General features: G+C 74.2%; 12 protein-coding genes. 7 read left to right on the plus strand and 5 right to left on the minus strand.

Features of this window, described 5'->3' with window-relative positions; genetic code table 11:
• Window positions 1–126: 126 nt before the first annotated feature.
• Window positions 127–957, plus strand: a complete 831-nt coding sequence (locus CLV35_RS16410; RefSeq protein ID WP_231121949.1) for a purine-nucleoside phosphorylase — start codon at window positions 127–129, stop codon at window positions 955–957.
• The gene (locus CLV35_RS16415; protein ID WP_231121950.1) at window positions 954–2,705 is read left to right on the plus strand and encodes a phospho-sugar mutase; all 1,752 of its coding nucleotides are present in this window, start codon (window positions 954–956) and stop codon (window positions 2,703–2,705) included. Before CLV35_RS16410 ends, CLV35_RS16415 begins: the two co-directional genes overlap by 4 nt.
• Before the next feature lie 22 nt (window positions 2,706–2,727).
• Here the strand turns inward: CLV35_RS16415 and CLV35_RS16420 are convergent, their stop codons facing one another.
• The 3 genes from CLV35_RS16420 to CLV35_RS16430 are packed head-to-tail and all read right to left on the minus strand — an operon-like array spanning window position 2,728 to window position 4,390.
• Complete coding sequence (locus CLV35_RS16420) at window positions 2,728–3,279, minus strand: type 1 glutamine amidotransferase domain-containing protein (protein ID WP_121194570.1); 552 nt, start codon at window positions 3,277–3,279, stop codon at window positions 2,728–2,730.
• A 38-nt stretch (window positions 3,280–3,317) separates the two neighbouring features.
• Window positions 3,318–3,851 (minus strand): GNAT family N-acetyltransferase, encoded by a 534-nt coding sequence (locus CLV35_RS16425; RefSeq protein ID WP_231121951.1) that lies wholly within the window; start codon window positions 3,849–3,851, stop codon window positions 3,318–3,320.
• Window positions 3,848–4,390 (minus strand): PH domain-containing protein, encoded by a 543-nt coding sequence (locus CLV35_RS16430; protein WP_121194571.1) that lies wholly within the window; start codon window positions 4,388–4,390, stop codon window positions 3,848–3,850. The genes CLV35_RS16425 and CLV35_RS16430 overlap by 4 nt, the downstream gene beginning before the upstream one ends.
• A gap of 77 nt (window positions 4,391–4,467) precedes the next feature.
• Between CLV35_RS16430 and deoC the strand changes: the two genes are divergently transcribed.
• From deoC to CLV35_RS16445, 3 genes are read left to right on the plus strand one after another with little or no spacing between them, the layout of a single operon-like run.
• On the plus strand, window positions 4,468–5,406 hold the full coding sequence (gene deoC / locus CLV35_RS16435; protein ID WP_121194572.1) for a deoxyribose-phosphate aldolase: 939 nt from the start codon (window positions 4,468–4,470) through the stop codon (window positions 5,404–5,406).
• 1 nt (window position 5,407) lies between these two features.
• Window positions 5,408–6,841, plus strand: coding sequence for an aldehyde dehydrogenase family protein (locus CLV35_RS16440; protein ID WP_121194573.1), 1,434 nt, complete (start codon window positions 5,408–5,410; stop codon window positions 6,839–6,841).
• Window positions 6,834–7,784 (plus strand): aldehyde dehydrogenase family protein, encoded by a 951-nt coding sequence (locus tag CLV35_RS16445; RefSeq protein WP_121194574.1) that lies wholly within the window; start codon window positions 6,834–6,836, stop codon window positions 7,782–7,784. Before CLV35_RS16440 ends, CLV35_RS16445 begins: the two co-directional genes overlap by 8 nt.
• 15 nt (window positions 7,785–7,799) lie before the next feature.
• Here the strand turns inward: CLV35_RS16445 and CLV35_RS16450 are convergent, their stop codons facing one another.
• Complete coding sequence (locus tag CLV35_RS16450) at window positions 7,800–9,263, minus strand: cryptochrome/photolyase family protein (protein ID WP_121194575.1); 1,464 nt, start codon at window positions 9,261–9,263, stop codon at window positions 7,800–7,802.
• A gap of 96 nt (window positions 9,264–9,359) precedes the next feature.
• On the opposite strand from CLV35_RS16450, the gene CLV35_RS16455 reads away from it, so the two are divergent.
• Window positions 9,360–9,887: a hypothetical protein gene (locus tag CLV35_RS16455; protein ID WP_147431999.1), complete on the plus strand. Its 528-nt coding sequence runs from the start codon at window positions 9,360–9,362 to the stop codon at window positions 9,885–9,887.
• Here the strand turns inward: CLV35_RS16455 and CLV35_RS16460 are convergent.
• Window positions 9,838–10,377: a hypothetical protein gene (locus CLV35_RS16460; protein WP_121194577.1), complete on the minus strand. Its 540-nt coding sequence runs from the start codon at window positions 10,375–10,377 to the stop codon at window positions 9,838–9,840. The two genes, CLV35_RS16455 and CLV35_RS16460, sit on opposite strands and share 50 nt — an antisense overlap.
• Window positions 10,378–10,452: 75 nt before the next feature.
• On the opposite strand from CLV35_RS16460, the gene CLV35_RS16465 reads away from it, so the two are divergent.
• Complete coding sequence (locus tag CLV35_RS16465) at window positions 10,453–10,992, plus strand: DUF1990 family protein (RefSeq protein ID WP_231121952.1); 540 nt, start codon at window positions 10,453–10,455, stop codon at window positions 10,990–10,992.
• Window positions 10,993–11,179: the final 187 nt, after the last annotated feature.

Here is an 11,179-nt window from a genome sequence, read left to right on the forward strand (position 1 = left end):
GCGGATCTCGTGCCTCGGACGCTAGGAGCGGGGCGCAGGCCTGGACAGGGCAGCGACTGCCCATCTCGGGCGTCCCGGGCGCCCAGGTTGGCGACGGCTCGGCGCCCCTCCCCTACGCTTCCTCGGGTGACCGACGCCTCCGCGCCCCACCCGGCCGACCCGTACGCCGCCGCCTCCGCAGCCGCCGAGCGGCTGCGGGAGATCACGGGGGTGCAGACCCACGACGTCGCCCTCGTGCTCGGCTCGGGCTGGGTGCCCGCCGTCGACGGGCTCGTCGCCGGCGACGACGAGCTGGTGGCCGACCTCGCGGTCACCGACCTGCCCGGCTTCGCGCCGCCGGCCGTCGCCGGCCACGCCGGCCGGGTCCGGTCGCTGCGCGTCGGCAGCACGCACGTGCTGGCCTTCCTCGGCCGCACCCACCTCTACGAGGGCCGCGGGGTCGACGCGGTGGTGCACGGCGTACGCACCGCGACCGCCGCCGGCGCCCGCACCGTCGTGCTCACCAACGGCTGCGGCGGCCTGCGTCCGGAGTACTCCGCCGGGCAGCCGGTGCTGATCCGCGACCACATCAACCTGACGGCCACCTCGCCGCTGAAGGGCGCGCGGTTCGTCGACCTCACCGACCTCTACTCGACGCGGCTGCGCGAGCTGGCGAAGGGGCTCGACCCGAGCCTCGAGGAGGGCGTCTACGTGCAACTGCCCGGCCCGCACTACGAGACGCCGGCCGAGATCGGCATGGTCCGCGCGATCGGCGGTGACCTCGTCGGGATGTCGACCACGCTCGAGGCGATCGCGGCCCGGGAGGCGGGAGCGGAGGTCCTCGGCATCTCGCTGGTCACCAACCTGGCGGCCGGCATGACCGGCGAGCCGCTCGACCACGCCGAGGTGCTCGCCGCCGGCAACGAGGCAGCGGGCCGCATGGGCGGGCTGCTCGGCGCACTGGTGGCCGCGCTGTGAGCGAGCTGCCCGCCACCTCCGACGAGTCGCAGGCCGGCGACCAGCAGCGCATGCCCGACGCGACGCGCAACGCGCCCGACCGCCAGCCCGAGCCGCGCGAGCACCGGCACTCCGAGGACACCGTCGACGTCACCGACCTCGCGCAGGCGTGGCTGTCGGAGGACCCCGACCCGGTCACCCGCGCCGAGCTGCAGGCGCTGCTCGCGGCGCCGGACCCCGTGGCCGCGCTCAGCGACCGGTTCCAGGGCAGCCTCGAGTTCGGCACCGCCGGGCTGCGTGGCGAGGTCGGCGTCGGCCCGAACCGCATGAACCGGCTCGTGGTCACCCGCGCCACCGCCGGCCTGGTCGCCTACCTCCGGCTGCACGGCGGGCGCAGCGTGGTCATCGGCTACGACGCGCGCAACCGCTCCGCCGACTTCGCCCGCGACGCCGCGTCGGTGGTCGCAGGTGCCGGCCTCGAGGCGCTGCTGCTGCCCGGCCCGCTGCCGACGCCGGTGCTCGCCTTCGCCGTGCGCCACCTCGGCGCCTCGGCCGGCGTGATGGTCACGGCCTCGCACAACCCGGCCGCCGACAACGGCTACAAGGTCTACCTCGGCGACGGCTCGCTCATCGTGCCTCCCGCCGACGTCGAGATCAGCCGCGAGATCAAGGCCGTGGGACCGTACTTCTCGATCCCCCGCGCGGAGACCTGGACGACGCTGGGTGACGACGTGGTCGACGCCTACGTCGCCCGTGCGGTCTCGGTGCTCGACCCGGCCACCCCGCGCGACCTCGTCACCGTCTACACGCCCATGCACGGCGTGGGCGGCGCGGTGTCCGCGCGAGCCGTCGCGGCCGCCGGCTTCCCGGCGCCGCAGGTGGTCTCAGCCCAGGCCGAGCCCGACCCGGAGTTCCCGACGGTGTCGTTCCCCAACCCCGAGGAGCCGGGCGCGCTCGACCTGCTGCTCGAGCTGGCGCGCGAGCACTCCGCCGACCTCGCGGTAGCCAACGACCCCGACGCCGACCGGCTCGCCGTCGCCGTGCCCGACCGCAACGGCACCTGGCGGGCGCTCACCGGCGACGAGCTCGGAGCCCTGCTCGCCACGCACCTGCTGCGCCGGGGGCGCGTCGAGGGCGGGTCGCTCGCCTCGTCGCTCGTGTCCTCCTCGCTGCTCGGCACCATCGCCGCGGCAGCGGGTGTCGGCTACTCGTCGACGCTCACCGGCTTCAAGTGGATCTCGAAGGTGCCGGCCCTGCGCTTCGGCTACGAGGAGGCGCTGGGCTACTGCGTCGACCCCGAGGGCGTGAAGGACAAGGACGGCATCAGCGCCACCCTGGTGGCGCTCGAGATGGCGGCTGTCGCCAAGGCGGCCGGACGGACCCTGCTCGACGAGCTCGACGACCTCTACCGCGCGCACGGGGTGCACCTGACCGGGCAGGTCTCGCTGCGCTTCACCGACCTCTCGCGCATCGGCGCGGCGGTGGAGCGGCTGCGGGCCGAGCCGCCGGAGTCGCTGGGCGGGCTCACGGTCACCGGCGTCGACGACCTCTCGCGTGGCGTAGACGGGCTTCCGCCCACCGACGGGCTGCGCTTCCGGCTCCAGGACGGCGCCCGCGTCATCGTGCGCCCGTCCGGCACCGAGCCGAAGGTGAAGGCCTACCTCGAGGTGGTGCGCCCGGTCGAGGGCGACGACGTGGCGGCCGCCGTGGCCGCCGCGACCGAGGTGCGGTCGCGGCTGGCCGACGGCGTACGCGCGCTGCTCGCCTGAGCGCCACCCGTCCGGGAGTGCGCTAGAAGCGCTCGACGATCGTGCGGCTGAACGCCTCGAGGTCGTCGGGCTTGCGGCTCGAGATGAGCACGCCCGGGCCGGACTCGTCGACGTGGACCTCCTCGTCGACCCAGGTGCCGCCGGCGTTGCGGACGTCGGTCTGCAGGCTGGGCCACGAGGTCAGCGTGCGCCCGCTCACGGCGCCGGACTCGACCAGCGTCCACGGCCCGTGGCAGATGACGGCGACCGGCTTGCCCGCGTCGACGAACGCCTTGGCGAACGCGACGGCGTCGGGCTGGGTGCGCAGGGTGTCGGGGTTCGCGACGCCGCCCGGGAGGACCAGGCCGTCGAACGAGGACGGGTCGGCGTCGGCGACCATGACGTCGACAGGGAACGTGTCACCCTTGTCGAGGTGGTTGAACGCCTGCGCCTCGCCGGCCTCCGGCGCGACGAGCCGCGGCGTGCCGCCCGCCTCCTGCACCGCCTTCCACGGCTCGGTCAGCTCGACCTGCTCGATGCCCTCGTTCGCGACGAGGAACGCGATCGTCTTGCCCTGCAGCGTGTTCGTTGCCATGGGTACCACGTGCCCGGTCGGGCGGCGGGCGAAAACTCTCAGCGCGGGTCGGTGCGCAGGCGCGCGTAGGACACCAGGTCGTGCCACGCGCCGCCGCGCCACTGCGCCGAGCGGAGCACTCCCTCGCGCGTGAACCCGGCCTTCTCGAGCGCGCGCTGCTCCGCGAGGTTCTCCACGTCGGTGGAGGCCTCGACCCGGCCCGCGTCGGTGGTGGCGAACAGCATGTCGGCTAGCAGCCGCTGGGCCCGGGTCCCGGCGCCACGACCGCGGAACGCCAGGTCGAGCCCGATGCCGATGTTCCAGGCCCGCGACTCGGGGTTGGGCCCGTAGGCGACCGACTGCCACGACACCGACCCGGCCAGCTGCCCGTCGACCTCGACCACCAGGAAGCCGTAGCCGCCCTCGAGCTCCGCCCGCGCCAGCAGGGCGGCGTGCGAGCGGGCGGGCATGCCGAAGTCGGCGAACTCGGTGAAGTGGCCGGGGTCGGCGCTCCACGCGTCGAGCGTCGCGACGTCGGCGGGCGCGAGGGCGCGCAGGCGTACGGCTGAGACCGCGACCGGACGACCGGTCACGTCGCCACCGCCACCAGGACGAGCGCGACCACGAGCGCGAGCGCGGGCGCCAGCACCTCCCAGCGCCAGCGCACCACCACCGGGCCGTCGGCGCCGGCGAGGCGCCGACGCTCCCAGCGGTCGGAGAGGCGCTCGGTGATGCCGGAGGTCGGCACGGTCGGCACCTCGTCGCCGCGCCGGCTGCGCTTCGGCCGCGACTTCGGCGCGGCGGCGAACGCGGTGTAGGTGGCGCGCTCGGTGCGGATGTCGAGCGTCCAGCGGCCACCGACCGCGACCACGCGCGCCCAGGGCACGACGATGTCGCGCAGCGGGTTGCGCAGGGTCACGGCGTCGTCGTCGGCCACGACCTCGGGGCGCCACCAGAACGCGAACGCGCCCACCATGGTCAGCAGCAGGACCAGCGCGGCCACGGCGCCGGAGGGCCAGGAGCCGCGGACGACGACGTCGAGCAGGAGCAGGCCGGTCAGCACCCACCAGATCACGGCGAAGGCCCGCGAGACCTCCGAGCGCACGACCTCACGACCCGACGCGTCCTGCACCCGGACATCCTGCCCCACGCGCGGCGGCCCCAGACACGGTGGAGCCAGGGGCGCCGGGTGCCGCGTAGCCTGGCGGCGTGGCCATCTCGATCGACGGCGCCACCGGCAGCGAGGCCGGTCTGCGCCGACTCCTCACCGGGCTCCCCGGCGTCGACCAGGTCGGTGCGGAGGCCCGGGCGGCGACCCTCGGCTCGCGCTCGGTCAAGGCCGACTCCAAGAAGGCGCTGATCGACCTCGCGATCTCCTGCATCGACCTGACGACGCTCGAAGGGGCCGACACCCCGGGCAAGGTGCGCGGGCTGTGCGCGAAGGCGCGCGTGCCCGACCCCGACGACCCGTCGTGCCCGCGGCCGGCCGCGATCTGCATCTACGGCGACCTGGTGCCGGTGGCGGTCGACGCCCTGCGCGGCACGGGGATCCACGTCGCCGCCGTCGCGACCGCGTTCCCGAGCGGGCGGGCGAGCCTGCCGGTCAAGCTCGCCGACGTGGAGGACGCGGTGGCCGCCGGCGCCGACGAGATCGACATGGTGATCGACCGCGGCGCGTTCCTCGCGGGGCGCTACGGCGCCGTGCTCGACGAGGTGCAGCAGGTCAAGGCCGCCTGCGGCGACGCGCACCTCAAGGTGATCCTCGAGACCGGCGAGCTCGCGACGCTCGACAACGTACGCCGTGCCTCCTGGCTCGCGATGGTCGGCGGGGCCGACTTCATCAAGACCTCGACGGGCAAGACGAACCCCGCCGCCACCCTGCCGGTGGCGCTGGTGATGCTCGAGGCGGCGCGCGACTTCTTCGCCGCCACCGGCACCCGCGTCGGCTTCAAGCCGGCGGGCGGCATCCGCACCGCGAAGGACGCCGTGAAGCACCTGGTGCTGGTGCACGAGACCGTCGGCGACGACTGGCTCGACCCGTCGCTCTACCGGATCGGCGCCTCGACGCTGCTCAACGACCTGCTGCTCCAGCGGCGCAAGATGCAGACCGGGCGCTACTCCGGCCGCGACTACGTGACGGTGAGCTGACATGCGCTTCGACTACTCCCCCGCCCCCGAGTCCACCGCCGTCGTCGACATCGCGAGCTCCTACTCGCTGTTCATCGACGGCGCGATGGTCGACTCCCTCGACGGCAGCACCTTCAAGACGGTCAACCCGGCCACCGAGGAGGTGCTCTCCGAGGTCGTCGACGCCGGCAGCGCCGACGTCGACCGCGCGGTCCGCGCAGCCCGCGCCGCCTTCGAGGGCACGTGGTCGCGCATGCCGGGGCGCGAGCGCGGCAAGTACCTCTTCCGCATCGCCCGCATCCTGCAGGAGCGGGCGCGCGAGTTCGCGGTGCTCGAGAGCCTCGACAACGGCAAGCCGATCCGCGAGGCGCGCGACACCGACATCCCCCTTGCCGCAGCGCACTTCTTCTACCACGCGGGCTGGGCCGACAAGCTGTCCTACGCGGGGCTCGGCGAGGCCCCGAAGCCCTACGGCGTCGTGGGCCAGGTCATCCCCTGGAACTTCCCGCTGATGATGCTGTCGTGGAAGATCGCGCCGGCACTGGCGGCGGGCAACACCGTCGTGCTCAAGCCTGCGGAGACCACTCCCCTGACCGCGCTGCTCTTCGCCGAGGTCTGCCAGCAGGCGGAGCTCCCCCACGGCGTCGTCAACATCGTCACCGGAGCAGGCGAGACCGGTCGCATGCTGGTGGAGCACCCCGACGTCGACAAGGTGGCCTTCACGGGCTCGACCGAGGTCGGCAAGGCGATCGCGCGCAGCGTCGCCGGCACGCGCAAGCGCGCGACGCTCGAGCTCGGCGGAAAGGCGGCCAACGTCGTCTTCGACGACGCGCCGATCGACCAGGCGGTCGAGGGCATCGTCAACGGCATCTTCTTCAACCAGGGCCACGTCTGCTGCGCGGGCAGCCGCCTGCTCGTGCAGGAGTCGGTCGCCGACGAGCTGCTGGCCTCGCTCAAGCGGCGCCTGCTGACCCTGCGCGTCGGCGACCCGATGGACAAGAACACCGACGTGGGCGCCATCAACTCAGCCGCCCAGCTGGCCCGCATCCGCGAGCTGTCCGACATCGGCGAGGCCGAGGGCGCCGAGCGGTGGTCGCCGCCGTGCGACCTGCCCGACCGCGGCTTCTGGTTCCCGCCGACGGTCTTCACCGGGGTCTCGCCCGCGCACCGGATCGCGCGCGAGGAGGTCTTCGGGCCCGTGCTCTCGGTGCTGACCTTCCGCACGCCGGGCGAGGCGGTCGAGAAGGCCAACAACACGCCCTACGGGCTCTCGGCCGGCGTCTGGACCGAGAAGGGCTCACGGATCCTCTGGATGGCCGACAAGCTCAAGGCCGGAGTGGTCTGGGCCAACACCTTCAACCGCTTCGACCCGACGTCACCGTTCGGCGGCTACAAGGAGTCGGGCTGGGGCCGCGAGGGCGGCCGGCACGGGCTGGAGGGCTACCTCCATGGGTGAGCCCCGCCCCTCCGATGAGACCACTGCCGACCACTCGAGGGACGCGTTGACCACAGACCCCGTGCACCAGGGCGCTCACACCGAGCACCGGCTCGCCGTGCGCAAGACCTACAAGCTCTACGTCGGCGGCGCGTTCCCCCGCAGCGAGTCGGGGCGCTCCTACGAGGTGACGACCCCGGACGGCCACTTCCTCGCCAACGCCGCCCAGGCGTCCCGCAAGGACGCCCGCGACGCGGTCGTCGCCGCGCACGCCGCGGTGGCGAAGTGGTCCGGCGCCACCGCGTACAACCGCGGGCAGGTGCTCTACCGCGTCGCCGAGGTCCTCGAAGGGCGACGGGCGCAGTTCGAGCACGAGGTCTCGGTGTCCGAGGGCATCGACGCGCACGCAGCGGCCCGCGTCGTCGACGCGGCGGTCGACCGGTGGGTCTGGTACGCCGGCTGGGCCGACAAGCTCGCCCAGGTGCTCGGCGGGGTCAACCCGGTCGCCGGGCCCTACTTCGACTTCTCGGTGCCGGAGCCCTCGGGCGTCGTCGCCGTCGTCGCGCCGCAGCGGTCGTCGCTGCTCGGGCTGGTCAGCGTCGTCGCGCCGGTCATCGTCACCGGCTGCACCGCGGTCGTGCTCGCCAGCGAGGAGCGGCCGCTGCCGGCGGTGACGCTGGGCGAGGTGCTCGCCACCTCCGACGTGCCCGGCGGCGTCGTCAACGTGCTGACCGGGCGCACCGCCGAGGTCGCGCCGTGGCTGGCCTCCCACATGGACGTCGCCGCACTCGACCTGGCCGGGGCGGCACCGGAGGCCGTCGCCGACCTCGAGCGTGCTGCCGCCGACAACCTCAAGCGGGTGCGCCGCCCCGACGCCCACGAGGACTTCGCCGCCGAGCCCGGGCTCTCGCGGCTGCGGGCGTGGGTCGAGACCAAGACGGTCTGGCACCCGATCGGCGTCTGACGCGTCCCGGTCGCTCTACGGCGGCGCCGAGCCGCGTGCCCGCTCCTGCTCGACGAGCGCCTCGCGGTCCGAGAGCCGAGCCAGGCCCAGCAGCGGTCGCGACATCCGCGGGTTCGCGGCGAGCAGCGGCTGGGTGCGGTCGAGGAACGCCCAGTAGCCGGCGGTGAAGGGGCAGGCGGTCGGGCCCACGCGCACCTTCGGGTCGTAGGCGCACGGCTTGCAGTAGTCGCTCATGCGGTTGATGTAGGCGCCGCCCGAGGCGTAGGGCTTGGTCGCCATCGCCCCGCCGTCGGCGTGCTGGGACATCCCGATGATGTTCGCGACCATGACCCACTCGTAGCCGTCGACGAAGCACTCGTGGAACCACGCGGTCAGCTCCTGCGGGCTCCATCCGCGCTGCAGCGCGTAGTTGCCGAGCACCATCAGCCGCGGGATGTGGTGGACCCAACCGCGGTCGCGGACACCGGCCAGGACGTCGCGGAGGCAGGCGGCCTCCACCGCGTCGGCGTCCAGCTCGCGGAACCAGTCGGGCAGCGGCGTCGTCGCGCCGAGCGCGTTGGCGCCCGGGTAGTCGGGACCGAACCACCAGTAGGTGCCGTAGACGTAGTCGCGCCAGCCGATCAGCTGGCGGACGTAGCCCTCCACGCTCGCCAGCGGCGCGGCACCGGAGCGGTACGCAGCCTCCGCCCGCCGCACGCACTCCATCGGGTCGAGCAGGCCGAGGTTCATCGTCGCCGAGAGCAGGGAGTGCGACATCGTCCAGTCCCGCCGCAGCATCGCGTCCTCGGTGGGGCCGAACGTCGGCAGCCGCCGCTCGACGAAGTGGTCGAGCGCGGCCAGGGCCTCAGCTCGCGTCGCGGCGAAGCGGCGGGGACCGTCGCGGCCGACGAACCGCGCCGTACCCTCCCGCTCCCAGCGGTCGAGGTCCGCGCGGACCTGCTCGTCGATCTCGTCCTCCTCGGGCCACCACGGCTCGTCGAGGTGCAGCCCGTCCGCCGGCGGCGGCTCGCGGTTGTCGTGGTCGTAGTTCCACGTGCCGCCGACCGGTCCGTCGGGCTCCATCAGCACGCCGAGGCGCCGGCGCGCGTCGCGGTAGAACGCCTCCATCAGCAGCGACCCGTGCCCGCCGGCCCAGCGCGCGAACTGCTGCTGCTCGGTCGCGAAGCCCCGCGCGGGCAGCACCTCGACGCCGAGCTCCTGGACCAGGCGCAGCGCCGGGCGGGTCGTCGGGTGGCAGACGCTGACGCGCTCGCGCTGCGCCCGCACGGCCGGGCCGTAGCCGTCGTCCTGCACGAAGACCGCCTGGTCACCCAGCTCGGCGGCGCGGTGCCGCAGCGCCGAGAGCACGAGGTGCGCCTTCTGCCGGTGGAAGCGGCGCCGGGCGAACACTCGGCGCGACTCGACCAGCAGCACCGGCTGGTCTGGCTCGTCGAGGAAGTGCGGGCCCAGCTGGTCGGCGAAGAGCCATCGGCGGGTCACGCTGCGAATGCTTACCCGCTCGGGGGCCGCGCGCCACTTGACGAGATCGCTCCCAGGACAGAGCCTGGAACCCTCGCCGACGAAGGAGTCGTACGCGTGCTGTTCCGCAGGTCTCGATCCGCCTCTGTGCAGGCCCCCGCCCAGGACCGCTGGCACCCGCTCGCCGAGCTGTGCCGCGAGCTCGGCCAGGCCGTCGCCCTGCAGGACACCGCCGAACGCGTGATCCAGGGCTGCGCCGGCGGCTGGCCCGTCGACGGCTGCTGGTCGGCCGAGGGGGCGCCTGTCGTGACCGAGCTGCTGCGCATCAGCAGCCGCATCGGCGACATCACGGTGCTCGAGCAGGACTCCGAGCTCAAGGAGGACGCCTGCTACCTCGTCCTGTGGCACCAGGCGGCCCTCGACCGGGCCCTGCGACTGGCCTACACCGCGGACGCCGACGCGGCGAGCGAGCAGGAGCGTACGTCGCTGACCGGTCTCGGCGAGCCCGCCGCCCAGCTGCGCCGCCTGCACGACGAGACGCTGGCGCTGCTGCGGGCCGCCAAGCCGGCGCCGGCTCCCGGCGCCGCCGGCGTGGTCACGAGCTCGTCGGCTCCGCGGGCTGCTGCGGTGTCGCGGCCCGTCTGAGCCGCGCCGCGTCGCTGGGGAGCCGCGGCAGGCGGCCGCGTGCGATGACGCCCCTCAGGTCGGGCGTGAAGGGCACGCCGTGCTCGCGGGCCGCGTCCTCGAGCAGTCGGCGGGCTCCGCCGGACGCCCAGAGCGGCAGCACGACGCTGCCCAACTGCGCCGGCGCTGCGGGTCCGGGCGTGTCCCACACCGTGCCGCGCGTGCGGGCGACCGGGCCGGAGGTCACGGCGCCGCGGTGCCACGAGAGCTCGAGCAGGTCGTCCCACGGGTAGGTCGTCCGCACGCCCTTGCGCACGACGACGAGCGCCTCGGGCTCGAGGCGGACGCGGTCGCCCCACCGGGAGACGGTCGCCGCCGCCAGGAACACTCCGTAGAACAGCGGGTAGAGGTTCCCCCAGCGCACCGCGAGGACGCCGAAGGCGAGGAGCAGGGCGACGGATACCACGACCTGGCGGCGGCTCGTGCCGCCCAGGACGACCGTCTCCTCCACGTCCTGCACCTACCCCCGGCTGGGTGCGGTCGACACGCCTGTTCGGCGCGACGGTGCGGGCGCCATACTCGCCGCGTGGTGCGCCGCCGAGCCCTTGCCGACCGACGGGTGAGCTACGACGTCGTGGGCGCAACCGCCCCCGCGGACGCGAACTGGGGCGCGTACCCGCGCGGCTACCGGCGCTTCGAGCGCAGCGTGCTGGTGGGGCGGGGCAGCGACAGCTGGGAGCGCGCGTCGTCGCTGCTGATCGCGTGGGGAGTCAAGACGCGGAGCGGGTTCGCCGTGGAGCCGGCGCCGGCGGCTCCTGTCAGCACGGGCAGCCGCGTATGGCTCGTCGCACGGATCGGCGTGGTGAGGGTCCGGGAGCCGGTCGTCGTCGTGGCCGTCGTGGACGAGCCCGGTCGGCGCGGCTTCGCCTACGGCACGCTCGAGGGCCACCCCGTCGCCGGCGAAGAGGCGTTCGTGCTGCACCGGGCGAGCGATGGCACGGTGTGGCTTACCCTGCGGTCGCTCACGCGCGCTGCGACTGGGCCGCGCTGTGCACTGCTCCCGGTCGCCCTCCTGGCGCAGCGGTTCTACCGGTGGCGATACCTGCGCGCACTGCGGCGCTCCTGACCGCAGTCCGACGACGTGTCCGCGCCCGCTCACTCCCGCGGGTCGGGCGGTTCGAGGTCGAGCTCGAGCGTCAGTCCCGGGTGTCGGTCGATGGTGTGGACGGCGGGGGTGGGTGGCCCGCCGCGGGGGTTGCGGAACTGGAACAGGCCGGGTCGTCGAGGGTCGTGCTCGAGGATCCAGCCGTCGT

This window comes from Motilibacter peucedani (assembly GCF_003634695.1).
Lineage (GTDB): Bacteria > Actinomycetota > Actinomycetes > Motilibacterales > Motilibacteraceae > Motilibacter > Motilibacter peucedani.